This is a genomic window from Umezawaea endophytica (assembly GCF_025061645.1).
In the GTDB taxonomy this organism is placed as follows: Bacteria; Actinomycetota; Actinomycetes; order Mycobacteriales; family Pseudonocardiaceae; genus Umezawaea; species Umezawaea endophytica.
On the sequence record NZ_JANYMP010000045.1, the window covers coordinates 1 to 22781 of the forward strand.

Annotated in this window: 22 protein-coding genes; 14 read left to right on the forward strand and 8 right to left on the reverse strand. The window is 70.9% G+C overall.

What is annotated here, in order from left to right:
* Window positions 1–63: 63 nt before the first annotated feature.
* Window positions 64–1050, reverse strand: a complete 987-nt coding sequence (locus NZH93_RS46610; protein ID WP_259629802.1) for an ADP-ribosylglycohydrolase family protein — start codon at window positions 1048–1050, stop codon at window positions 64–66.
* A 33-nt stretch (window positions 1051–1083) separates the two neighbouring features.
* Here NZH93_RS46610 and cds1 point away from each other — a divergent pair, with 33 nt between their 5' ends.
* Entirely contained in the window at window positions 1084–2172 is a 1089-nt protein-coding gene (cds1, locus tag NZH93_RS46615; RefSeq protein WP_308214310.1) for an L-cysteine desulfhydrase Cds1, read from the forward strand.
* Window positions 2173–2232: 60 nt separating this feature from the next.
* Window positions 2233–2631, forward strand: coding sequence for a hypothetical protein (locus tag NZH93_RS46620; RefSeq protein WP_259629803.1), 399 nt, complete (start codon window positions 2233–2235; stop codon window positions 2629–2631).
* Window position 2632: 1 nt separating this feature from the next.
* Here the strand turns inward: NZH93_RS46620 and NZH93_RS46625 are convergent, their stop codons facing one another.
* The 4 genes from NZH93_RS46625 to NZH93_RS46640 all read right to left on the reverse strand — a co-directional run bounded on the left by NZH93_RS46625 (window position 2633) and on the right by NZH93_RS46640 (window position 7750).
* Entirely contained in the window at window positions 2633–3505 is an 873-nt protein-coding gene (locus NZH93_RS46625; RefSeq protein WP_259629804.1) for a 1,4-dihydroxy-2-naphthoate polyprenyltransferase, read from the reverse strand.
* 494 nt (window positions 3506–3999) lie between these two features.
* On the reverse strand, window positions 4000–4746 hold the full coding sequence (locus tag NZH93_RS46630) for a DUF8814 domain-containing protein (RefSeq protein ID WP_259629805.1): 747 nt from the start codon (window positions 4744–4746) through the stop codon (window positions 4000–4002).
* 42 nt (window positions 4747–4788) lie between these two features.
* Window positions 4789–5883 carry an o-succinylbenzoate--CoA ligase gene (menE, locus tag NZH93_RS46635; RefSeq protein WP_259629806.1) on the reverse strand — a complete coding sequence of 365 codons (1095 nt, stop codon included), beginning with the start codon at window positions 5881–5883 and terminating at the stop codon, window positions 4789–4791.
* Between the two features lie 961 nt (window positions 5884–6844).
* A complete protein-coding gene (locus tag NZH93_RS46640) occupies window positions 6845–7750 on the reverse strand; it encodes a 1,4-dihydroxy-2-naphthoyl-CoA synthase (protein ID WP_259629807.1) in 906 nt (301 codons plus the stop codon).
* 161 nt (window positions 7751–7911) lie between these two features.
* On the opposite strand from NZH93_RS46640, the gene menD reads away from it, so the two are divergent.
* Together menD and NZH93_RS46650 are read left to right on the forward strand one after the other, a co-directional pair.
* A complete protein-coding gene (gene menD / locus NZH93_RS46645) occupies window positions 7912–9561 on the forward strand; it encodes a 2-succinyl-5-enolpyruvyl-6-hydroxy-3-cyclohexene-1-carboxylic-acid synthase (RefSeq protein WP_259629808.1) in 1650 nt (549 codons plus the stop codon).
* Between the two features lie 52 nt (window positions 9562–9613).
* A complete protein-coding gene (locus tag NZH93_RS46650) occupies window positions 9614–11116 on the forward strand; it encodes a M1 family metallopeptidase (RefSeq protein WP_259629809.1) in 1503 nt (500 codons plus the stop codon).
* Window positions 11117–11155: 39 nt separating this feature from the next.
* On the opposite strand, the gene NZH93_RS46655 is transcribed toward NZH93_RS46650, so the two are convergent.
* Both NZH93_RS46655 and NZH93_RS46660 read right to left on the reverse strand, forming a co-directional pair.
* Window positions 11156–12256, reverse strand: coding sequence for an alpha/beta hydrolase family protein (locus tag NZH93_RS46655; RefSeq protein WP_259629810.1), 1101 nt, complete (start codon window positions 12254–12256; stop codon window positions 11156–11158).
* A 75-nt stretch (window positions 12257–12331) separates the two neighbouring features.
* Complete coding sequence (locus NZH93_RS46660; RefSeq protein ID WP_259629811.1) at window positions 12332–13561, reverse strand: isochorismate synthase; 1230 nt, start codon at window positions 13559–13561, stop codon at window positions 12332–12334.
* A 62-nt stretch (window positions 13562–13623) separates the two neighbouring features.
* On the opposite strand from NZH93_RS46660, the gene NZH93_RS46665 reads away from it, so the two are divergent.
* From NZH93_RS46665 to NZH93_RS46695, 7 genes are read left to right on the forward strand one after another with little or no spacing between them, the layout of a single operon-like run.
* Window positions 13624–14079 (forward strand): DUF3592 domain-containing protein, encoded by a 456-nt coding sequence (locus tag NZH93_RS46665; protein ID WP_259629812.1) that lies wholly within the window; start codon window positions 13624–13626, stop codon window positions 14077–14079.
* Window positions 14080–14121: 42 nt separating this feature from the next.
* Window positions 14122–15063: a 1,2-phenylacetyl-CoA epoxidase subunit PaaA gene (gene paaA, locus NZH93_RS46670; protein ID WP_259629813.1), complete on the forward strand. Its 942-nt coding sequence runs from the start codon at window positions 14122–14124 to the stop codon at window positions 15061–15063.
* Window positions 15060–15344 carry a 1,2-phenylacetyl-CoA epoxidase subunit PaaB gene (paaB, locus tag NZH93_RS46675; RefSeq protein ID WP_259629814.1) on the forward strand — a complete coding sequence of 95 codons (285 nt, stop codon included), beginning with the start codon at window positions 15060–15062 and terminating at the stop codon, window positions 15342–15344. The genes paaA and paaB overlap by 4 nt, the downstream gene beginning before the upstream one ends.
* Window positions 15341–16231 (forward strand): 1,2-phenylacetyl-CoA epoxidase subunit PaaC, encoded by an 891-nt coding sequence (paaC, locus tag NZH93_RS46680; protein ID WP_259629815.1) that lies wholly within the window; start codon window positions 15341–15343, stop codon window positions 16229–16231. The genes paaB and paaC overlap by 4 nt, the downstream gene beginning before the upstream one ends.
* The gene (gene paaD / locus NZH93_RS46685; RefSeq protein WP_259629816.1) at window positions 16228–16719 is read left to right on the forward strand and encodes a 1,2-phenylacetyl-CoA epoxidase subunit PaaD; all 492 of its coding nucleotides are present in this window, start codon (window positions 16228–16230) and stop codon (window positions 16717–16719) included. The genes paaC and paaD overlap by 4 nt, the downstream gene beginning before the upstream one ends.
* Window positions 16719–17780 carry a 1,2-phenylacetyl-CoA epoxidase subunit PaaE gene (gene paaE, locus NZH93_RS46690; protein ID WP_259629817.1) on the forward strand — a complete coding sequence of 354 codons (1062 nt, stop codon included), beginning with the start codon at window positions 16719–16721 and terminating at the stop codon, window positions 17778–17780. The genes paaD and paaE overlap by 1 nt, the downstream gene beginning before the upstream one ends.
* A 37-nt stretch (window positions 17781–17817) precedes the next feature.
* Window positions 17818–18438 (forward strand): hypothetical protein, encoded by a 621-nt coding sequence (locus NZH93_RS46695; protein WP_259629818.1) that lies wholly within the window; start codon window positions 17818–17820, stop codon window positions 18436–18438.
* Here NZH93_RS46695 and NZH93_RS46700 read toward each other — a convergent pair.
* Window positions 18435–19253: an inositol monophosphatase family protein gene (locus tag NZH93_RS46700; protein WP_259629819.1), complete on the reverse strand. Its 819-nt coding sequence runs from the start codon at window positions 19251–19253 to the stop codon at window positions 18435–18437. The genes NZH93_RS46695 and NZH93_RS46700 overlap by 4 nt on opposite strands.
* A gap of 154 nt (window positions 19254–19407) precedes the next feature.
* Between NZH93_RS46700 and NZH93_RS46705 the strand changes: the two genes are divergently transcribed.
* The 3 genes from NZH93_RS46705 to NZH93_RS46715 all read left to right on the forward strand — a co-directional run bounded on the left by NZH93_RS46705 (window position 19408) and on the right by NZH93_RS46715 (window position 22606).
* The gene (locus NZH93_RS46705; RefSeq protein WP_259629820.1) at window positions 19408–20508 is read left to right on the forward strand and encodes a glycosyltransferase family 4 protein; all 1101 of its coding nucleotides are present in this window, start codon (window positions 19408–19410) and stop codon (window positions 20506–20508) included.
* A gap of 51 nt (window positions 20509–20559) precedes the next feature.
* Entirely contained in the window at window positions 20560–21249 is a 690-nt protein-coding gene (locus tag NZH93_RS46710) for a demethylmenaquinone methyltransferase (RefSeq protein WP_259629821.1), read from the forward strand.
* Between the two features lie 61 nt (window positions 21250–21310).
* A complete protein-coding gene (locus tag NZH93_RS46715; RefSeq protein WP_259629822.1) occupies window positions 21311–22606 on the forward strand; it encodes a geranylgeranyl reductase family protein in 1296 nt (431 codons plus the stop codon).
* Window positions 22607–22781 lie beyond the last annotated feature (175 nt).

Sequence of the window (22781 nt, forward strand, 5' to 3'; positions counted from 1 at the left end):
TCGGCCACCCCCCTTCCAAACCCGCGCCCCCAAACCCAACCACGCTGAAACCTGCCCTCACCACTACCCATAAACCCCAAACGTCCCCCCAGCCTCATCGGCTGACCTCTCCAAAACCTCCCCCAACTCCACCCCCTCCAACCACCTCCGAGGAATCCCCTCCACCCCATCCCGAGCCCCCAAAATATTCCCACAAACAGACCCGGTCGAATCACTATCCCCAGAAATATTCACCGCCAACAACAACCCATCCTCCACCGACTCCGCCACCAAAGCCGCGTACAACCCAATCCCCAAAGCTTCCTCCCCAACCCACCCCCCACCAAACAACGTCTCAATCAACTCCGGAGTAGGCCTCTTCCCCCGAGATCCCAACCGAACCGCCAAATCCACCACCTCCAGCAATTCCTCATGCTCATCCCACCGCACCAACTCCTCCCGAGCCTCCGCGACGGCCTCCATCACCGAAGCCCCCACCAACACCTGCTGCACGATCACCGCCAACACTCCAGCGGACAAGAACCCACTCGGATGCCCGTGCGTGATAGCCGCCGTCCCAGCAGCCAACGCGAACACCTCATCCACATCCTCCGACCAGAGCGCCACCGGAGCAGCCCGCATCACCCCTCCACACCCCTTGGAGTTGTTGATGTGGTCAGAGGTAGTCCCGAACGACTCCTCGTCGTAAAGCGCGCTCAAACACGTGGTCCCGGGCGCCCGCTGAGAGAACATCCCCGGCTCGTCCAACAGCCACCCCTCGACCCGCACGGCGGGCCCGCCCTGGGTGTGCAGCCACCGCCCGTACGCCGCCCGCACGTCCCACAGCGGGTCGGTCCCGTGCTTCCGCGCGATGACCAGCCCCTCGAGGGTGAACAACGTCATCTGGGTGTCGTCCGTGATCGCGCCGACCTTCCCGTACGCGGGGGCGAAGTCGGTCAGCCCGGCGGGACCGAAGCGGGCGCGGATGGCGTCCATGTGCTCGAACTCGATGGCGCCGCCCAGGGCGTCGCCGACTGCGCCTGCGAGAAGTGACCCGCGAAACTTGTCCACGGCGGACTAGTGTCCTCGAAGTTATCGTGCGCCGTGACCATTTCCCTTGACCGATGTTGCAGCCGCACCAGGGACTGGGTCCGCGAGGCCGTCCGGATCATCGAGGCCGACGCGAACCGCAGCGCCGACACGCACCTGCTCCACTTCCCCCTGCCCCTCGAATGGGGCATCGACCTGTACCTCAAGGACGAGTCGACCCACCCGACCGGCTCGTTGAAGCACCGGCTCGCCCGCTCGCTGTTCCTGTACGCGATCTGCAACGGGTGGGTCGTCGGCGGCACGCCGGTCATCGAGGCCTCGTCCGGTTCGACGGCCGTGTCGGAGGCGTACTTCGCCCGGCTGCTCGGCCTGCCGTTCATCGCGGTCATGCCCCGGTCGACCAGTCCCGAGAAGATCGCCCTGATCGAACGCCAGGACGGCAAGTGCCACTTCGTGGACGAGCCGGGCGCGATCTACGACGAGTCGCGCCGCCTCGCCGCCGAGCTGAACGGCCACTACATGGACCAGTTCACGCACGCCGAGCGCGCCACGGACTGGCGGGGCAACAACAACATCGCCGAGTCGATCTTCCAGCAGATGGCCATGGAGGCGTCGCCGGAACCGGACTGGGTCGTCGTCGGCGCGGGCACCGGCGGCACCAGCGCGACCATCGGCCGCTTCATCCACTACCGCAGGCTGAAGACCCGCCTCGCCGTCGTGGACCCGGAGCACTCGGTGTTCTTCGACGCGTGGCGCGACAGCGACCCGACCCTCGTCGGCACCCGAGGCTCGCGCATCGAGGGCATCGGCCGCGGCCGGGTCGAGCCGTCGTTCGTCGGCCAGGTCATCGACCGGATGATCAAGGTGCCGGACGCCGCGTCCATCGCCGTCATCCGGCACGTCGAGACCGTCCTCGGCCGCCGCGTCGGCGGGTCGACCGGCACGAACCTGTGGGGCGCGTTCCAGATCATCGCCGAGATGCGGGCGTCGCGGGTGCGCGGCAGCGTCGTCTCGCTGCTCTGCGACGGCGGTGAGCGGTACGCCAACACCTACTACGACGACAAGTGGGTGGCCGCGCAGGACATGGACCTCGCACCCCACCTGAAACGGCTGAAGAAGTTCCGCCGCACTGGTGCCTGGTAGCGGGAACGGGACGGACACCTGCTGCGTCGCAGCAGGTGTCCAGTCGGAAGGGGAAACTCGGTGAGTTGGCGGACCGCGGAGGTGTTGGCGGCAGAGGACGTCCTGGCCCGGTCGATCGCCGAAGCCGAGAAGTCCATGCGCCAGGCGGAGAAGCTGCGCGCCGCGGGCCGTGAACCGTCCGCCGAGGACATCCGCCGCGTGATCGCGTTCGCCAAGTCGCCCGCCGCGTCGATGGCGCTCCAGGCGTTGCAGCGCAGGATCGCGGGCGGCCACCTGAGCTGGCGCCAGGTCCTCAGCGGCGAAGCGGGCCACGACCCCGGCGTCCGCGCGGCACTGGACGCCGACCGCGAGAACATCGCCGCCCTCTGCCTGGGCGAAGCACCCCCGCCCCCGCCCGTGAAGCGGCGGCGGGACGATGACGACGACGAGCAGGTCGCCATCACCGAGGACGCCTGGTAGGTCAGCTCAACATCAGCGCGCCGCCGACCACGGCCGCCCACACCAGCATCGCCAGACCCGTGTCGCGCAGCACCGGGATCAACTGGAGCCCGGTCAGGCCCCGCACCACCCGTCGCGCCCCGAGCACCGCGAGCGGCAACGCCAGCAGCCCGAGCAGCGTGCCCGGCACCCGGACGCCGATCACCAGCGTGATCAGGAACGGCGCCACGACCAGCGCCAGGTACAGGCGTCGCGTGTCCCGGTCGCCGATGAGGACGGCCAGCGTCCGCTTCCCCGACTTCGTGTCGGTCGGGATGTCCCGCAGGTTGTTCGCCACCAGCACCGCCGTCGAGAAGCACCCGACCGCCACGGCGGCCCCGATCCCGATCCCGGTCACCTCACCGGTCTGCACGAACAACGTGCCCAACACCCCGGCGGGCCCGAAGAACAGGAACACCGCCACTTCCCCGAACCCCGAATACCCGTACGGCTTCGACCCACCGGTGTAGAACCACGCCCCCGCGATGCACAGCACCCCGAACGCCACGAGCCACCAGTAACCCGACATCGCGATCAGCACGAGCCCCGCGACCGACGCCAGCCCGAGGCACGCGAACGCCGCGTTCCGCACCGTCACCGGCTCAGCCGCACCCGACCCCACCAGCCGAAACGGCCCAACCCGGTGGTCATCCGTCCCGCGAATCCCGTCGGAGTAGTCGTTGGCGAAGTTCACCCCGATCTGGAGCGCGATGGACACCACCAGCGCGAGCAACGACATCGGGAGCGAAAACCCGTCGATGTTCTGCGCGGCGCCCGCGCCCACCAGCACCGGGGCGATCGAGTTGGGCAACGTACGAGGACGAGTGCCCTCGACCCACTGGGTGACTGTGGCCATGGAGCCATCTTCGGCCATCCCCCTCTGACCACTGCGGACGGGGGACCTCATCCCGCCTCTTGCGCGACTGCCCCGACCACCAGCACCGAGCCCCCGCCTCCCGCATCGGCTCCAACCTTCACCAGCCTCCGCCACACGGCGAAGCCGGCGCCAGCACCCACCCACGGACCGGTGGTCCACCGGACCCGGTGCCAGCACCCGTTCACTTCCCCGGTGGCGTCCGCGCCGGCACGCGTCCACGGACCGGTGTCCCAGTTGCTCCGGTGCCAACACTCGCCCACCGATGCCCTGGCCGAGCCGGTGCCAACACGCGCTCACTGGTGCCCGGTCCAGCCGGTGTCAGCACGTGCCCGCGGACCGGTGTCCCAGCGGACCCTGCGCCAATACCCGCCCACAGCCCCGTCTCCCAGCGGACCCGGTATCAGCACGCGCCCACCGGTGCCCCCGCGAACTCCGTGCCAACCGCGCCCACCGATGCCCTGGCCGACTCGGTGTCAGCAGGCGTCCACTGCCGGTGCTCCGGCGATGTGCGCGGCGCCCAGGTACTTGCCGGTTGACAGGCGGTACCAGGTGGTCGACGTGCCTTCACTGCCCGTGGCGCTCTCGCCTTCCACCGAGCACGCCAGCGGCACCCGCGCGTACGCCGCCGCAAAGCCCACCGCGGCGGCCGAGCCGCGAGGTCCGTTGCGCACCACCGACAGCGCGCGCACCGTTCCGGTCGGCGCCGAACCGGTCCACAGGAACTGCACCGTGACCCACGAACTGCCCGTCAGCTTCAGCCCGTCCCAGAACGTGCCGTCGGCCAGGTCGATCGCCGCCGGACTCCCGACCTTGCGCCCGAACTGGTCCTTTCCGCCGTTGTGACCGTCCTCGAAAGCCGCTTGCGCCTGCGGTTTCCCGACGGGCAGGTCGGTCCACATCTCGCGGTCGTCGTTCCAGTAGTCGTCCTTGACGTTCCACGGCCCCACGTCCCACACCGGCGCCCACTCGCAGCGGCCGTTGGTCGCACACACGCGCACCGTGAGGTCGCCCGAATCGCGACCGGACAGTCCTCGCCGGGACGGGAGGGCGACGAAGTGGTCGCGGTCCTTGATCACGTGACCGTTGGCCGTCGTGCCGCCGACCAGGCCTTCACGGGTGGCGTAGACCCGGTACAGGCGTGCCGCTGTCGCCGCCTGCGCCGGCAGGACCTGCGCCACGGCCAGCAGCGCCACGGTGATCACCAACAGGCGTCTCGTCATTCGCCAGAGCCAAGCGGTGAGCGCCCGCCCGCGCTGGCGGAGTCACCCGAACGAGCGGGCCACGGCGGCGCGGTCGACCTTGCCGGGACCGCGCGTGGGCAGTTCCGGCAGGAACAGCACGCGCTTCGGCACAGCCGCCCGTCCCACCGCTGCCCGCACGACGTCCCGCAGCACCTCCTCGGACGGCGCCTCCCCGGCCACGACCACCGCGGCCACGACGACCTGCCCCCACTCGACGTCCGGCACCCCGACCACACACACCTCACGCACCCCCGGAACCCCGGCCAGAGCCCGTTCCACCAGCACCGGAGGCACCTTCTCCCCACCGGTGACGATCACGTCATCCGCCCGCCCCAACACCTCCACCGCCCCGTCCACCCCGAACCGACCAAGATCACCCGTCCGGAACCACCCGTCGCCGAACCGCTCCCCCCGATACCCCAACGCCAACGTCGGCCCAGCCACCTCGATCCGCCCGTCCACGAGCCGCACCTCGACCCCGTCGAGCGGCACACCGTCGTACACGCACCCACCAGCGGTCTCACTCATCCCGTACGTGGTCACCACCCGCACCCCGGCCGCCAACGCCGCCTCCAGCAACGGCCGCGGTGTAGCCGCGCCACCGAGCAGCACAGCGTCGAACTCCTTCACCACCGACATGTCGTCGGCCAGCAACCGAGCCAACTGGGTCGGCACCAACGCCGTGTAGTGCGGCCCAGCCGTCGCCAACAACGGCCGCGCAACCTCGGCGAACCGCTCCACCCGAAACCCAGGCGCAAGATCCAACACCGCAGGCGCAGTCCCCGCCACCAGCGACCGAACCAACACCTGCACCCCCGCGATGTGCGTCGCGGGCAACGCCAACAACCACCGCCCAGGCCCACCCAGCCGAGCGTGCGTCGCCTCGGCGGACGCCCGAAGCGCCGAAGCCGACAACAACACCGACTTGGGCACACCGGTCGACCCGGACGTCGTGATCACCAACGCCGCCTCCCGCTCCCAGCCCTCCAGTGGAACGGGCGCCACGACCTGACCGAACGGCACCGGCGCCACCGCTGGGCCGGTGCCGTCCAGAGCGGCCCGCAGGGGTGGGAGCAGTTCGAGTGCTTCGAACGAGACAGGGACTGCCTCGACCATGTCGGCCATCAGATTTCCCAGCTTGTCGGGGGACGGTGGGCTCGCTGAGTGTGGCCTGCGGTGGGGAAAGGGAGGTGGGTAGGGCGGAGAGCCTGGAGGGAGGGAGGTGGCGGACCTGTAGCGGTGGTGCTGGTGGGGCAAGGCGAGCGCTTGAAGTGGGGAGGCGGCTTGAGGGGCGAGAGTTTGGAGTAGGCCAGACCTGTGGGGTGTTGGGGTAAGGCGGGAACTTGGATAGGGGAGACGGTGGGTCGGCAGCTTGCGTGACGGAGGCTCGGAGTGGGAATTACTGGTTGTGTGTTGCCGGTGGTTTAGGGCGGAGAGTTTGGTGTGGAGCAGGGGGGCATGTGGCGGTGGACGAGGAAGGACCGGAGGTTGTCAGGGCGCGAACATGAGCACTTCGACCGAGAAGCCCAAGAATCGTGAACCCGACCCGACCCGGACCGTCGGAACAGGGCCCGGTTCGGGATTCGGTGCGGGGCGAACGCACGATGGTTCATCTGAAGAACAGGAAGAGCCTCGGGACCAGATATCGCGAACGCTTGGTCGAACTTCCGGTGTTGGTGCGCACGATCGTCCGGTTGGCGAACCTGGGCGCAACGCTCCGAGGGTGCCGGGCGGCAAGGCACCCTCGGCTCTGGTTGGGACGGGATGGGTGGCGGCCCCGCGGTCGGAACGAGGTCGGGACTGTCTCGAATGCGGCAGCGGTCAGAAACAGCAATGGCCAGAAACAGCAGCGGTTGGGAACGGTGGTGGCCAGAAACAGAGCGGTCGGGAAGGGCGGTAGTCGGGAACAGCAGCGGTTGGGAACGGTGGTGGTCGGTAACGGCGGGGGTTGGGAACAGCAGCGGGCGGGAGCGGCGGCGGTTGGGAAGGGCGGTGGTCGGGGACAGCAGCGGTTGGGAATAGTGGTGGTCGGGAACAGCGGGGGTCAGAGCGAGCAGACAGGCAGAACGGGCAGTGGTCAGAAGTAGTACGGGAAGTCGGACCAGTCTGGGGTGCGTTTTTCTAGGAAGGCGTCGCGGCCTTCTACTGCTTCGTCGGTCATGTAGGCGAGCCTGGTCGTTTCGCCTGCGAAGATCTGTTGGCCGACCAAGCCGTCGTCGATGAGGTTGAACGAGTACTTCAGCATCCGTTGGGCCGTGGGGGACTTGCCGTTGATCTCCTTCGCCCACTGGAGCGCGGTGTTCTCCAGTTCGGCGTGCGGGACGACCTCGTTCACGGCGCCCATGCGCTGCATCTCGGCCGCGCCGTACGTGCGGCCCAGGAAGAAGATCTCGCGGGCGAACTTCTGGCCGACCTGGCGGGCCAGGTACGCGGAGCCGTAGCCGCCGTCGAAGCTGCCGACGTCGGCGTCGGTCTGCTTGAACTTGGCGTGCTCGGCGCTGGCGATGGTGAGGTCGCACACGACGTGCAGGCTGTGGCCACCACCGGCCGCCCAGCCGGGCACGACGGCGATGACGACCTTCGGCATGAACCGGATCAGCCGCTGGCACTCCAGGATGTGCAGCCGCCCCGCGCGCGCCGGGTCGACCGTGTCCGCCGTCTCACCCGCCGCGTACTGGTACCCCGACCGGCCGCGGATGCGCTGGTCGCCGCCGGAGCAGAACGCCCAGCCGCCGTCACGGGGGGACGGTCCGTTGCCGGTGAGCAGGACGCAGCCCACGTCGGACGACATGCGGGCGTGGTCGAGCGCCCGGTGCAGCTCGTCGACGGTGTGCGGCCGGAACGCGTTGCGCACCTCCGGGCGGTTGAAGGCGATCCGCACCGTGCCCTGGTCCACCGCGCGGTGGTAGGTGATGTCCGTGAGGGACTCGAATCCGGGGATCGGCTTCCAACGGGACGCGTCGAACAACTCGGAGATTTCCACGTCCGCGACAATAAAGGGGGCTCGCTGAGCCCTCGACCCGCAGGCTTCCGACCAGCAGGACCAGCATCACTCGGGTGGCGTAGGTCATGGCCCAACAGTAGAACGTGTGTTCGAATGCGCAAGGTGGATCACCCGATGGTGGGTTGGGGGAGAATGGGCCCGTGAACCCGTCCACCGCGCAAGCCCTGGTGTTCGTCGACGAGCTCGTCCGCAACGGCGTGCGGCACGTCGTACTGAGCCCCGGCTCGCGCAACGCGCCCCTGTCGTTCGCCCTGCACGAGGCCGAGGTCGACGGACGGTTGACGCTGCACGTGCGGGTCGACGAGCGCGGCGCGGGTTTCCTGGCGCTCGGTCTGGCGAAGGCGAAGGCGGGCGGGGTCACGGCGGTGGTCTGCACGTCCGGCACGGCCGTCGCGAACCTGCACCCGGCGGTGCTGGAGGCGCGGCACTCGGGCACCGGCCTGCTGGTCGTGACGGCGGACCGCCCGGTCGAGCTGTACCGGACCGGCGCGAGCCAGACGGTCGACCAGCACGGGATCTTCGGCGCGGCGACGGACACGCTGCACTTCCCCATCGCCGAACGGCGGGCTGGCCAGAACGCGGTCTGGCGGTCGCTGGTGTGCCGGGCGGTCGCGACGGCCCGGTCGGGCAGGCCGCTGCACGTCAACGTGCCGCTGCGCGAGCCGCTGGTGCCCGACCACGACGGCGACTGGCCGGAGGCGCTGGACGGCAGGCACTTCGACGTGCCGTGGACGCGGGTCGAACCCCGCGTCACGAGGTCCACGTCGACGGTCGAGCACCTCGGCCCGCGCACGCTGGTCGTGGTCGGCGACTCGTTGGTGGGCGAGACCGCGGAGCTGGCGTGGCACGCGGGGTGGCCGATCGTCGCGGAGCCGACGGCGGGCTCGGACGGGCCGGTGCTGCGGCACGGGACGCTGCTGCTGAACTCGGGCGAGCTGCCCCCGGAGCTGCGGCCGAGCGCGGTGCTGGTCGTGGGCCGGGCGACGCTGTCGCGCGGGGTGCTGAAGCTGATCGCGCGGACGCCGGTCGTGCACGTGCTGACACCGGACCTGGACTGGCCGGACCCGTCGTTCGCCGCGACGCACACGTCGACCGAGCTGTCGGCGGGTGAGCTGGAGGTCGACCCGGAGTGGCTGGCGGCCTGGCAGGACGCGGACAAGATGGCCTCCGAGGTCGTCGACGAGGTGCTGGGGGACGTGCCGTGGCCGACCGGGCTGCACGTGGCGCGCGAGCTGGTCGCCGCGCTGCCGTGGGGCTCGCTGCTGTTCCTCGGCTCGTCGAACCCGGTGCGCGACGTGGACCTGGTCGCCCACCCGCGCGCGGACCTCGTCGTGCACGCCAACCGCGGCGGCGCGGGCATCGACGGCAGCCTGTCGACCGCGATCGGCCTCGCGCTCGCCGGGGGGCCGGGGTTCGCGCTCGTCGGCGACCTCACGTTCCTGCACGACCTGAACGGGCTGCTGATCGGTCCGGACGAGCTGCGGCCGGACCTGACGATCGTCGTGCTCAACGACGACGGCGGCGGCATCTTCTCGCTGCTGGAGCAGGGCTCCGCGGAGCACGCGCGGTCGTTCGAGCGGGTTTTCGGCACCCCGCACGGCATGGACCTCGCCGCGCTGTGCGCCGGCTACCGGGTGCCGCACGTCCTGGCCGAATCGGCGGATCAATTCCGCGCCGAACTGGCGCCGCCCGCCGGAATCAAGGTCGTGGAGATTCGTGCGAATCGTTCCGGATTGCGTGATTTGCATACCGCGTTGAGGCGTGCCGTCGCGACGGGTTCCAAAGAGTAGGAGCCTACGTACGGGGGTATTCCGGACCCGTCCCGGTGACTAGTTTCCAGCCATGTCCATCAGAGCGAAGATCACGGTCGGGGCGGCGACGGCTTGCGCACTCGCGCTGCTCGCGGGCCCGGCCAGCGCCGCTGCGGCTCCCGGAGCACCCGGTATCGGTGATCCGTACTACCCGAACTCGGGAAACGGTGGCTACGACGTCTCCCATTACGACATCCGGCTGAACTACCAGCCGTCTAACGACACCCTGTCCGGCACCACGACGATTCTGGCGAAAGCCACTCAGGACCTCTCGCGGTTCAACCTCGATTTCCTGCTCAAGGTCAAGACGGTCCGGGTGAACAACAGGGTCGCGTCGTTCACCCAGGACGGCGGTGAACTGGTCGTCGACCCGAAGGGCACCTTGGCGAAGGGCAGCGACGTCACCGTCGTCGTCACCTACGACGACAAGCCGTCCACCAAGTCCGTCGACGGCTACACGGCGTGGAAGAAGACGTCGACCGGCGCGCTCGCGATCGACGAGCCCGACATCGCGCCGTGGTGGTACCCGAGCAACAACCACCCGACGGACAAGGCCACGTTCGACGTCTCGGTGGCCGTGCCGGACGGCGTCGAGGTGATCTCCAACGGCAGGCTCACCGGCACGACGAAGCAGATCAACGGCTGGACGCGCTGGAACTGGCGGAGCACCAAGCCGCAGAACACCTACTCGACGTTCGTGTCGATCGGCCAGTTCGAGGTCCGCCAGTCGACGTCCCCGAGCGGCCTGCCCGTCGTGAACGCCTACGCGGAGGGCCTCGGCGAGTTCGACGGCGCCGCCAAGGCGAGCGTCGAGCGGACGCCGGAGATCATCGACTTCGAGGACGACTTCTTCGGCCCGTACCCGTTCGAGGCGCAGGGCGGCGTGGTCACCGGCGGCATCGGCTTCGCGCTGGAGAACCAGACCCGGCCCAACTACGACACCGCGTTCTTCCGCCGCGGCACGAACACCTACGTCGTCGCGCACGAGCTGGCCCACCAGTGGTTCGGCGACTCGGTGTCGGTGCACGGCTGGAAGGACATCTGGCTGAACGAGGGCTTCGCGAGCTACGCCGAGTGGCTGTGGTCGGAGCACGTCGGCGAGGGCACCGCGCAGGAGAACTCGGACTTCACCTACGAGCTGTACCCGGCCGACTCGGCCTTCTGGGACGTCCTGCCCGGCGATCCGGGCGCGGCGAACCAGTTCGACGGCGCCGTGTACGACCGCGGGGCGCTCACGCTGCACGCGTTGCGCTCGGCCGTGGGTGACCACGCGTTCTTCACGACGCTGCGGAAGTGGACGCAGAAGCACCAGTACGGCGACGCGTCGATCGACCAGTTCATCTCGTTGGCGGAGCAGGTCTCCGGGCAGCAGTTGGACGACCTGTTCACGACGTGGCTGTTCACCAAGGGCAAGCCCGCGACGGCGCCCGGTGCGGAGGCCGCCGTGGCCGCGAAGAAGGCTCCCACCGCGGAGCCCAAGTCGCGGCAGAAGATCAAGGAGACGCACGAGCTGCTCGCCAACGGCGAGCGCTGAGGCCAGGTGGGTGCCCCTCCACCGAGGGGCACCCACGGGTCAGCGCACGAACGCCACGTCCGGGTGGTCGGGTGACTCGTGGCGCAGCAGCGGCTGCGGCCGGTGCTTGAGCGCCCGGTCGAAGAACGCCGCCAGGTAGGCGCGCTGCGAGGCGGTGCTCCGCGCCGGGTCGACGGTGCCGATCCGCAGCGCCCGCACGGCGGGGTCGGCGTCGAGCTGGGGCAGGAACGACTGCACGTCGGTGTAGCTGTAGTGCATCGCCTGGGCCATCACGAGGTCGCGCTGGAAACCGGTGCTGTGCTCCCAGAAGGCGCCCCACGCGGGTGCGGTCCGGTGCGTGCGGACCTGCCCGTCGCGGGAGTTGCCCGCCGAGCCCATCAGCAGGAACGGCCGGTCGACGCCCTCGGTGGCGGCACGGGTGGGCTGCGTGCCGTCGATGTCGTAGGCGAGCCAGCCGTCCAGGTTCGCGCCCGCGTCGACCCGCCGGTCGGTGACCATCAGCTCGGCCGTGGTGTCACCGCCGTAGGAGTGGCCGAACATCCCGATCCGCGACAGGTCCGCCGAGGAGCCGAGCACCGACGGCAGCCGGTCCAGCACGAACCGCGCGTCGGCCACCCTGGTGGCCAACGCGGTGCGCAACGGGTCGTCGCCCGGCGGCTGCCGGACCTCCAGCCGTCCGCCGGGGAACTCCACGAACGGCGCCTCGTGGGTGTGGTCGAGGGCCACGACCACGTACCCGCGGCTCGCCAGGTCCTCGGCCGCGGTGGTGGCCAACGTGCGCAGCGAGCCGTAGCCGGGTGAGTAGAGGACGACCGGCCACCGGCCGACCGGACGCGCGTCGACGCGGGCGTGCGTGGTCGTGCTGCCCCAGTCGACCTGGCCGGGCCGCAGGCCCATCGCCGCGTGGCCCTGGTCGAAGGCCGCCGCCGAGGCGGGGGACAGGTACGGCGCGAACGGCTCGCCGCCCGCCCGCGCCGGGTACCAGGTGGTGATCATCAGTTCCCGGTCGCGCGCCGGGTCGACGAGGTGGACCTGGCGGGTGCCGAGGTCGTGCGGTCCGGTGGGCGCGGGCAGGTCGAAGGTCTCGGGAGGCGCCACCAGGGTGGCGGCGGCGAGCAGGGCGGTCAGGATCGTGGACATGCCCCGACCCTGGCCCGAACCGCCACCCGTCCGCCGCTGCCGATGGTGATGAGCCGCACTGGACCTTCGTCGGGTCTAGCGGCCTTCGAGCGCGTCCCGCATCGGGCGCATCTTGGCGTGCGCCTCGCACACCTCGCTGTCCGGATCGGACTCCGCCACGATCCCGCAGCCCGCGTACAGCCGGGCCGTGCTGCCCTCGACCTGGGCGCACCGCAGGGCGATGCCGAGTTCGCCGTCGCCGTTGCCGTCGATCCAGCCGACCGGGCCCGCGTACCGGCCGCGGTCCAGGCCTTCCAGCTCCTCGATCAGGCGGATGGCGTCGGCGCGGGGCGTGCCGCCGACCGCGGCCGTCGGGTGCAGGGCCTCGCCGAGCCGCAGCAGCGACGGCGAGCCGCTCAGCGTGCCGATCACGTCGCTGGACAGGTGCGACACGTTCGGCAGCCGCAGCACGGACGGCCCTTCGACGGACATGGTCGTGCAGAACGGCTTCAGCGTGTCCGCCAGCGAGCGGATCGCGTAGTCGTGCTCCTCCAGGTTCTTCGGCGACGACATCAGCGCCGCCTCCAGCTCCTCGTCGGACATGCCGTCGTGCGGCCACGTCGTGCCCGCCAGCACCCGCGAGTCGACCAGTTCGCCGGTCCGCCGCAGCAGCAGTTCGGGGGTGGCGCCGAGCAGGCCGTCCACGGCGTAGACCCAGCAGTCGGGGTAGCGCCTGGCCAGGCCCTCCAGCACGAACCGGTGGTCGATCGGGACGTCGGCGACGGCCAGCAGGTCGTGCGCGAGCACCACCTTGTCCAGGTCGCCGTCGCGCATCCGGGCCACGGCCGCCGCGACGGCTCCCCGGTAGTCGGTGACCGACAGCCGCCCGTCGGCGTAGCGGACCGTCGACGGCCGCCGGACCGGGGCGATGTCGGCCGGGGACGGCTGGCCGATCGTGGTGGTCCAGCTCCGCCCGTCGCGGGTGCCGAGCACGACCTCGGGCACCACCAGGACGGAGTGGCCGGGCTCGTCCGCGAACGCCATGCTGACGAACGCGACCGGTCCGCTGCCGGGCTGGCCGACGTCGTCCTGGACGTCGAGGGTGGACGTGAAGTCGCGCCACCAGCGGTCGGCGTCGGCGAACCTGGTGGGGCCCGACGCTTCGAACCGCGCGGCTTCACCCCAGCCGACCAGGCCTGATCCGTCTCGGACCCAGGCGAGCGCGTGGTCGGGGTGCGGCAGTCTGCTCAGCAGGTCCTCACCCGTCGCACGCGCGGTGCGGACGCGCAGACGTTGTCGGGTTCGCGACGCTGGTGCGGTGGTCACGCTTCGAGGGTATGGACTCACTCCTGAGATTCCTCCTCCAGGCGGCTCTAGACTCCTCAGTTGTGGTGGACGACGCAGTGCAGACCAGTCAGCGGGCCCCGGCCGGGGTCCGGGTCCGACGGGGTGTCGCCCGCGCGCTGCTGGTGGTGGGCGGGGTGGTGACGCTCGTCGCGGCCCTGCTGATGATCGCGGCCTGGCGCGACGACCAGGCCATCGAGGCCAACCTGGGCAACGCGACCGCCGAGGTGGTGTCCGTCGCGTTCAACCGCACCGTGATCAGGTTCGGGACGCCGGACGGCAAGGTGCAGAGCCCGTCGCAGGGCGTGCTGTACCCCGAGGGCCTGGAGGTGGGGCAGCTCGTGCGGATCGAGTACGACACGACCAACACCGAACTGGCCAGGATCTGGGGTCGCGGCGCCTCGCTCGCGGTGCTGCCGATCTCGACGTTCCTGCTGGTCGTGTGGGCTCTGCTGCTGCCCGCGATCTGGTTCACCAGACGAGGACTCCGCCGTTTGTGACAGTTTCTCCAGATATCGCTGTTCAGGTGTAACATCCACCTCATGGTGGATGACCTGGCGGCGCGCTTCGAGCACACGGTGGCGTCCGAGGCGCGGATCGAACCCCGCGACTGGATGCCGGACGGCTACCGCAGGACGTTGATCCGGCAGATCGCCCAGCACGCGCACTCCGAGATCATCGGGATGCAGCCGGAGGGCAACTGGATCAGCCGCGCGCCCTCGTTGCGCCGCAAGGCGATCCTGCTCGCGAAGGTGCAGGACGAGGCCGGTCACGGGCTGTACCTGTACGCCGCGACCGAGACGCTGGGCGCGGACCGGGGCGAGCTGACCGAGAAGCTCATCGACGGCAAGCAGAAGTACTCCTCGATCTTCAACTACCCGACGCTGACGTTCGCGGACATGGGCGTGATCGGCTGGCTGGTCGACGGCGCGGCCATCTGCAACCAGGTGCCGCTGTGCCGCACCTCGTACGGCCCGTACGCGCGGGCCATGATCCGCATCTGCAAGGAGGAGTCCTTCCACCAGCGGCAGGGCTACGAACTGCTGATGACCATGATGCGCGGAACGCAGGCCCAGCGCGACATGGTCCAGGACGCGGTCGACCGCTGGTGGTGGCCGTCGCTGATGATGTTCGGCCCGCCGGACGAGGAGAGCTCCAACACCGAGCAGTCGATGGCGTGGCGGATCAAGCGCAACACCAACGACGAGCTGCGGCAGAAGTACGTCGACATGTCGATGCCGCAGGCCGCGAAGCTCGGCGTCACGTTCCCGGACCCCGAGCTGAAGTGGAACCCCGAACGCGGCCACCACGACTTCGGCCAGCCGGACTGGGAGGAGTTCTGGCAGGTCGTCGGCGGGCACGGGCCGTGCAACAGCCAGCGCGTCGCCCACCGCCGCAAGGCGCACGAGGACGGCGCGTGGGTCCGCGAAGCCGCCGCCGCACACGCCGCCAAGGCCCGTCGGTCGCAGGAAGGTGTCGCATGAGCACGTCGTGGCCGCTGTGGGAGGTCTTCGTGCGCGGCAAGCGCGGGCTGAACCACGTGCACGTGGGGTCGCTGCACGCCCCGGACGCCGAGATGGCCGTGCGCAACGCGCGTGACGTCTACACGCGGCGCAACGAGGGCGTGTCGATCTGGGTCGTGCCCGCCGAAGCCATCACCGCGTCGTCGCCGGACGAGAAGGACCCGTTCTTCGAGCCCAGCGGCGACAAGGTCTACCGGCACCCGACGTTCTACGCCATCCCCGAGGATGTGCCGCACCTATGAGCTTCGACAACGCTTATGAGGCCTTGATCGACCAGGAGGACGCGCACTGGGCGTTCGGCACCGGGTTCAGCGCGCCGCTGGAAGGTGTCGACCGCGAGGTCCCGACCTCGGTGGACGCGAAGGACCTGGTCGCCTACTGCCTGATGCTCGGCGACGACTCCCTGATCCTCTCCCAGCGCCTGGCCGCGTGGTGCTCGCGCGCGCCGGAGCTGGAGGAGGACATCGCGCTGGCCAACATCGCGCTGGACCTGCTCGGCCAGGCCCGCCTGCTGCTCACCCGCGCGGGCGAGGTCGAGGGCGAGGGCCGGGACGAGGACGCACTGGCGTACCTGCGCGACGAGCGCGAGTTCCGCAACGTGCACCTGGCCGAGATCGACTGCGGTCCCGGTCCTGGCGGTGACTTCGCCACGACCATCGTGCGGCTGCTGGTGTTCTCGTCGTGGAAGGTCGCCCAGTTCTCCCGCCTGCGCGGCAGCGCGGACCCGGTGCTCGCGGCCGTCGCCGCCAAGGGGCTCAAGGAACTGGCGTACCACCGCGACCACGCCGCCCAGTGGGCCGTGCGGCTCGGTGACGGCACCGAGGAGTCGCACCGCCGGATGGTCGCGGCGGTCGACCGCGTGTGGCCGTTCGTGGACGAGTTGTTCCACGCCAACGCCGTCGAGTCGCGGCTGGCGGGCGTCGCCGTCGACCCGAGCGAGCTGCGGTCCGAAGTGGACGGTGTGCTGGACGCCGTGTTCGAGGCGGCGGGCCTGACCAGGCCCGGCCCGATCCCGACGGCGTTCGTCGCCGGGCAGGCGGGCCGCGACGGCGTGCACACGGAGGCCATGGGGTTCCTGGTCGCGGAGATGCAGCACCTGCACCGGTCGCTGCCCGGAGCGGTGTGGTGACGACGGCAAGGCAGATCGCCGAGCAGGTCCGCGACCCGGAGCTGCCGGTGCTGACGCTGGCCGACCTGGGTGTGCTGCGGGACGTGTCGGAGTCCGACGGCCGTGTGCTCGTCACGATCACGCCGACCTACTCGGGCTGTCCCGCGATCGACGAGATGGGCGCCGACCTGCGCCGGGCGCTCACCGCCGCCGGTTACGCCGAGGTCGAGGTGCGCACGTCGCTGCACCCGGCGTGGACGACGGACTGGATCAGCGACGACGGCCGCCGCAAGCTCACCGAGCACGGCATCGCCCCGCCGAGCCGCGTCGGCCCGAAGGTCGCGGGCCCGGTCCCGCTGAACCTCACGCCGCCGTCGCAGCGGGTGCCGTGCCCGCTCTGCGGGTCGCCGCGCACCACCGAGCTGTCCCGGTTCGGCTCCACGGCCTGCAAGGCGCTGCGCCGCTGCGAGGACTGCGCCGAACCTTTCGAGCACATCAAGGAGATCTAGTGACGGCCTCCGCGCCCACCCGCCGCCGCACGACGTTCCACGCGCTGACCGTGGCCGACGTCGACCGGCTGTGCGACGACGCCGTCGCCGTCACCTTCGAGGTGCCCGCCGAGTTGGCGGAGGAGTTCGCGTTCACCGCGGGCCAGTACCTGACGATCAAGCGCGGCGACGAGCGCCGCTCGTACTCGATCTGCGCCGCCGTCGGCGCCGCTCCGCGCATCGGCGTCCGCCGCGTCGAGGGCGGCCTGTTCTCCAGCCACCTCGTCGACGAGCTGCGCGCGGGTGACGTCCTGGAGGTCCTGCCGCCGCAGGGGACCTTCACGCCGGACGGCGGTGAGCGCCACGCGTTCGTCGTGGCGGGCTCGGGCATCACCCCGGCGCTGTCGATCGCCGCCACGGTGCTGGCGGGCGGCGCCCGCGTGACGCTGCTGTACGGCAACCGCCGCACCGACACCGTCATGTTCGCCGAGGAGCTGGCCGACCTGAAGGACCGCTACCGGGCCGGGCTCCAGCTCGTCCACGTCCTGTCCCGCGAACCGCGCGACGTGGAGCTGTTCACCGGCAGGCTCGACGCGGACAAGCTGCGCGCCCTGTTCACCACCGTCGTGCAGGCCGACGACGTCGACCACTGGTGGCTCTGCGGCCCGTACGAGATGGTCCAGGACGCCCGGACGGTGCTCGCCGAACGCGGTGTCGAGCCGGACCGGGTGCACCACGAGCTGTTCTACGTCGACGAGCCGCCGCCCGCCCCGCGCCGGGCGGAGGACACGGCGGTACTGGCCGAGGCGGCCGAGGTCACCGTGGTCTTGGACGGCCGCGAGACCACCGTGCCCGTCCCGCCGGACCTGGCGATCCTGGACGCCGCCCAGCGCGTCCGCTCCGACCTCCCGTTCGCCTGCAAGGGCGGCGTCTGCGGCACGTGCCGCGCGCTGGTCGTGGACGGAGAGGTGGAGATGCGCCGCAACTACGCCCTGGAGCCGCGCGAGGTCGAGGCGGGCTTCGTCCTCACCTGCCAGGCCACGCCCACCACGACCAGGGTCACGGTCGATTTCGACGCCTGACGAACGTCTCACGTGGCAGTATCGGGAGATGGGAGTCATGGCGAGATCGGTGCTGGCCGGGTTGGCGATCGGCATCGCGGTGATGTTCACCCTGTTCACGCTCCTGCTGCTGACCCCGTCCTCGTACGAGGGCAGCATCGCCGCCTCCCTGTTCGCCTCGCTGTTCGTGGCGATCCCGACGGGCGGCATCCCCGGAACCCTCCTGGGCCTGCTGGTGGGCGCCATCCGCAAGTCGAACCAGCGCGCCCTCCCCCCGCCGCCCCCTCCGGTCCACGCGCGCCCGCTCTACGTGCCCGCCACGCCCGCCGACCAGTGGTCGAAGGTGGTGGCCCGCTGCGAGGAGTCCGTGCGCCGGGTGGTCGCCGTGGTGGACACCGTCCCCGCGTCGCCCGCGAAGGAGTGGATGGCCCGCATCGCGGCCCAGTTCGAAGCCGAGTTGGAGGACGTCCGGGGCATCGCCCGGCTGGCCAGGGCGATGGGCGCGGTCGACGAGAACCACCCCGCGTCCCAACGCCTCTTCGCCGCCGCCCGCGACTTCGCGGCGTTCGAGACCGAGGTCGGCCGGGTCGCGCTGAAGATGTTCGACCGGCCCGAACTGGACCGCGCCCGCACGGACCTGGAGTTCCTGGAGCAGCAGCTCCCCAGCCTGGGCGCCTAGGCGCCCAGCGCGGCCTGCCACCAGCCGAGCACCTCGTCGGCCACCTCGGGCGCGGCGACCAGCAGCCCGTCGACCGGCAGCGGGTCCCCGTCGCCGTTGCGGTCCAGCACGGCCGCGCCGGACTCCACGGCCAGCGCCACGGCCCCGGCCACGTCCCACTCGTGGTAGCCGTGCAGCACGGCCGCGGCGGCGTGGCCCAGCGCCACCTGCGCCACGGCCAGCGCCTTCGACCCCAGCACCCGCACGCCCGTGCCCGCCGAGGCGGCGCGGGTGATGAACTCGCCCATCCCCGGCCACGGGCCGCCGCGGGTCATCTCGGTGCACACGATCGGGCTCGCGGCCTGCGCGCCCAGTCGCACGGGTGTCCCGTTGGCCCGCATGCCCCTGCCCCGCGCGGCGGCGTAGATCTGCGACCGGTACGGGTCAGCGACCACGCCGACCACCGGGCCCCAGCGGTCCACCAGCGCCAGGCTGTAGGCGCACCACGGCACCCCGGCCACGTAGTTGGCCGTCCCGTCGATCGGGTCGACGACCCACCGGAACTCGGCCTCGAAGGGCACGTCGACGTTCTCGCAGAACACCGGTATCCGCGGGAACTCCGAGGTCAGCACCCGCCGCGTGTGCCGTTCCAGCGTGTGGTCGGTGTCGGTCACCCAGTCGAACGGCGAGTCGCCGTCGTCCGGCCGCGCACCTCGCCCGGCGGTCGCCATGATCACGTCGGAGGCGTCGTTCGCGAGGCGCCCCGCCACCTCCAGCGCGATCGACACGAGCGCGGGGTCCACGGGCTGGGCTGGCCTGGACGACAAGACGGTCATGCCGAGCTAGTTTCGACCTCGCGGGTGGCCGACACACGTCCACCAGGTGGCCGTCCGACGATCACCTGGTCAACGGTGTCCGCGTCGGGAGACGTTCGGGTGGCGTTCCACGCCGTGTCACGCCCTGGTGGTGTTGGCCCGCCACGGTGGGCCCGTGCGCGTCGCGATCGTCACCGAGAGCTTCCTGCCCCGCGTCAACGGGGTCACCAACTCCGTCCTCCGCGTCCTGGAGAACCTGCCCGGTCCGGCGCTGGTGATCGCGCCGGGAGCGGGTGACGACGACCACCGGGGGACGCCCGTCGTGCGGGTCCCCTCGGTCGACCTGCCGCGGGTCAGCTCCCTGCCGGTCGGGGTGCCCACCCGCAGGGTGCTGACCGCGCTGGAGGGGTTCCGGCCGGACGTGGTGCACCTGGCCTCGCCGTTCGTGCTGGGGGCGAGGGGGTTGCAGGCGGCCCGTCGGCTGGGGCTGCCGACCGTCGCCGTCTACCAGACGGACGTGGCCGGGTTCGCGGGCAGCTACGGGCTGGGGATCACGGCTCGGGCCGCGTGGAGGTGGACGCGGCGGCTGCACTCGCTGGCCGACCGGACGCTGGCGCCGTCGACCTGGGCGGTGGAGGCGCTGGAGGCGCACGGGGTGCCGCGGGTGCACCGGTGGGGGCGCGGGGTGGACGTGGAGCTGTTCCGGCCGTCGCGGCGCGACCACGGGCTGCGGAGGTCGCTCGCCCCGGAGGGGGAGCTGCTGGTCGGGTACGTGGGGAGGCTGTCCCCGGAGAAGGAGGTGCGGCGGCTCGCCGCGCTGAACGGGGTGCCGGGGGTCCGGGTCGTGGTCGTCGGGTGCGGTCCGGACGAGCCGGTCCTGCGCCGGGCGCTGCCGGGGGCGGCGTTCCTCGGGTTCCGCTCCGGGGAGGACCTCGCCGCCGCGTACGCGAGCCTGGACGTCTTCGTCCACACCGGGCCGCACGAGACGTTCTGCCAGGCCGTCCAGGAGGCGCTCGCCAGCGGGGTGCCGGTGCTGGCGCCGGACGCGGGCGGACCGCGCGACCTGGTCGAGACGGGGGTGACCGGGTACCTGCTGGCCGATTTCGACGCGGAGCTGCGGGACCGGGTCGAGCTGCTGCGCGAGCCGGGGCGGCGAGCCCGGTTCGGCGAGGCCGGGCGGCGGGCCGTGCTGGGGAGGACCTGGCCGGTGCTGTGCCGGGAGCTGATCGGGCACTACGAGGCCGTGGCGGGGGTGGAGGCGCGCCGGGCGGCGTGAGGCGCCGGAGTCGGGAGCCCCGCCCAAGGGGCGGTCACATAGTCTTCAGGCATGTCGCGAGCAGGTCTGGACAAGAACCCGCGCGAAGTGGCCGAGATGTTCGACGGCGTGGCCAAGGGGTACGACCGCACGAACTCGGTGATGACACTCGGGTTCGACCGCCGCTGGCGGGAGTGGAGCCGTCGGGTGCTCGACGCGCAGCCCGGTGAGAAGGTGCTCGACCTCGCCGCGGGCACCGCGGTGTCCACGGTGGAGTACGCCGCGTCCGGCGCCTGGTGCGTCGCGGCCGACTTCTCGCTGGGCATGTTGCAGGGCGGCAGGCACCGGCGGGTGCCGAAGGTCGCGGCCGACGCGCTGCACCTGCCCTTCGCCGACGGTGTGTTCGACGCCGCCACGGTCTCGTTCGGGCTGCGGAACTTCAACGACACCGTCGCCGCGCTGCGCGAGATGGCCCGTGTCGTCCGGCCCGGCGGGCGGTTGGTCGTCTGCGAGGTGTCGACGCCCACGTTCCGGCCGTTCCGGTTCGTCTACATGCGGTACCTCCTGCGCCTGCTGCCGCTGATCGGGCGGGTCGTGTCGTCCAACCCGGCGGCCTACCAGTACCTCGCCGAGTCCATGCGCGCCTGGCCTGACCAGCGCGCCCTCGGTGAGCTGGTGTCCGAGGCGGGCTGGGAGGACGTGGCCTGGTTCAACCTGACCGGGGGCATGGTCGCGCTGCACCGGGCCACCAAGCCCGAGTGACTCTCAGCAGGTCGCGGCTAGACTCACAGGAGTTTGTGAACTGATGCACAAGGAGTCGGGGATGACTACTCCCAGCCGCCGGCAGGCAGGCGAGGACGCCGAGGTGATCGTGGTCGGTGCGGGGCCCGCGGGCTCCACCGCCGCGACCTACCTGGCACGCGCGGGCCTGGACGTGCTGCTGCTGGAGAAGAGCAGCTTCCCCCGCGAGAAGGTCTGCGGGGACGGACTGACGCCCCGCGGCGTGAAGCAGTTGATCGACCTCGGGATCGACACCCGCGAAGAGGCGGGCTGGCTGCACAACAAGGGCCTGCGCGTCGTCGGCGGCGGCGTGACGATGGAGCTGGACTGGCCGGACCTGGCCACGTTCCCGCCGTACGGCGTGGTGCGGCCCCGGCAGGACTTCGACGAGATGCTGGCGAACACGGCCAAGGCGGCCGGTGCGCGGCTCCAGGAGCTGACCACGGTCACCGGCGCCGTCAAGGACGAGCGCACGGGGCGGGTCGTCGGCGTCACGGCGAAGATCGGCCCGGAGAAGACGCCGGTCACCTACCGCGCGCCGCTCGTGCTGGCGTGCGACGGCGTGAGCGCGCGGCTGGCGTTGAGCGCGGGCATCGAGAAGCGCGACGACCGGCCGATGGGCGTCGCGGTGCGCCGCTACTACGCGAGCCCGCGCACCAAGGACGACTACCTCGAATCGCACCTGGAGCTGTGGGACCGCAGCGACCCGGCGAACCCCCAGTTGCTGCCCGGCTACGGCTGGATCTTCGGCATGGGCGACGGCAGCGTGAACGTCGGCCTCGGCATCCTCAGCACGTCGAAGGCGTACGGCACGACGGACTACCGGGCGCTGCTGAAGAGCTGGCTCGACGGCACGCCCGAGGAGTGGGGCTTCCGCGAGGAGAACGCCACCAGCAAGATCGGCGGCGCCGCGCTCCCCATGGGCTTCAACCGCAAGCCGCACTACAGCAACGGCCTGCTGCTCGTCGGTGACGCGGGCGGCATGGTGAACCCGTTCAACGGCGAGGGCATCGGCTACGCGATGGAGTCGGCCCGGATCGCGGCCGAGACCGTCGTGCAGGCGCTCGCCCGCCCCGCCGGGCTGAGCCGCGAGCACGCGCTCGCGGGCTACCCGGCGCGCATCGAGCAGTCGCTCGGCAGCTACTACCGGCTGGGCAACATCTTCAGCAAGCTGATCGGGAACCCGACGATCATGCGCACGGCCACCAAGTACGGCATGCCGCGCAAGACGTTGATGAAGCTCGTGCTGAAGCTCCTCGCGGGCCTGTACGACCCGAAGGACGGCGACTCGTTCGACCGCATCATCACGGCGGCCACGAAGCTCGCGCCGAGCGCGTAGCACTGGGAGTAGAAGGGCCGGACCGGAGCACCGGTCCGGCCCTTCGTTCTGTGCACGCGGTTTTCTCGTGCTGTTCACCTGGGCTTTTGTGGTGAACGCCGGGGAAATCGCCGCTGAATAGCTCGAAGTTAGGTGATCCTAAGTTGTAACTTAGGTCTACCTAACAAACGGAATG

What these genes read in the sequence shown, in the direction of transcription:
- NZH93_RS46625 (WP_259629804.1), bottom strand. Translation starts at nt 3,505, where the DNA reads ATGGCCACAGTCACCCAGTGGGTCGAGGGCACTCGTCCTCGTACGTTG.
- NZH93_RS46630 (WP_259629805.1), bottom strand. Translation starts at nt 4,746, where the DNA reads ATGACGAGACGCCTGTTGGTGATCACCGTGGCGCTGCTGGCCGTGGCG.
- menE (WP_259629806.1), bottom strand. Translation starts at nt 5,883, where the DNA reads ATGGTCGAGGCAGTCCCTGTCTCGTTCGAAGCACTCGAACTGCTCCCA.
- NZH93_RS46650 (WP_259629809.1), top strand. Translation starts at nt 9,614, where the DNA reads ATGTCCATCAGAGCGAAGATCACGGTCGGGGCGGCGACGGCTTGCGCA.
- NZH93_RS46655 (WP_259629810.1), bottom strand. Translation starts at nt 12,256, where the DNA reads ATGTCCACGATCCTGACCGCCCTGCTCGCCGCCGCCACCCTGGTGGCG.
- paaA (WP_259629813.1), top strand. Translation starts at nt 14,122, where the DNA reads ATGGTGGATGACCTGGCGGCGCGCTTCGAGCACACGGTGGCGTCCGAG.
- paaB (WP_259629814.1), top strand. Translation starts at nt 15,060, where the DNA reads ATGAGCACGTCGTGGCCGCTGTGGGAGGTCTTCGTGCGCGGCAAGCGC.
- paaC (WP_259629815.1), top strand. Translation starts at nt 15,341, where the DNA reads ATGAGCTTCGACAACGCTTATGAGGCCTTGATCGACCAGGAGGACGCG.
- NZH93_RS46695 (WP_259629818.1), top strand. Translation starts at nt 17,818, where the DNA reads ATGGCGAGATCGGTGCTGGCCGGGTTGGCGATCGGCATCGCGGTGATG.
- NZH93_RS46700 (WP_259629819.1), bottom strand. Translation starts at nt 19,253, where the DNA reads ATGACCGTCTTGTCGTCCAGGCCAGCCCAGCCCGTGGACCCCGCGCTC.
- NZH93_RS46710 (WP_259629821.1), top strand. Translation starts at nt 20,560, where the DNA reads ATGTCGCGAGCAGGTCTGGACAAGAACCCGCGCGAAGTGGCCGAGATG.
- NZH93_RS46715 (WP_259629822.1), top strand. Translation starts at nt 21,311, where the DNA reads ATGACTACTCCCAGCCGCCGGCAGGCAGGCGAGGACGCCGAGGTGATC.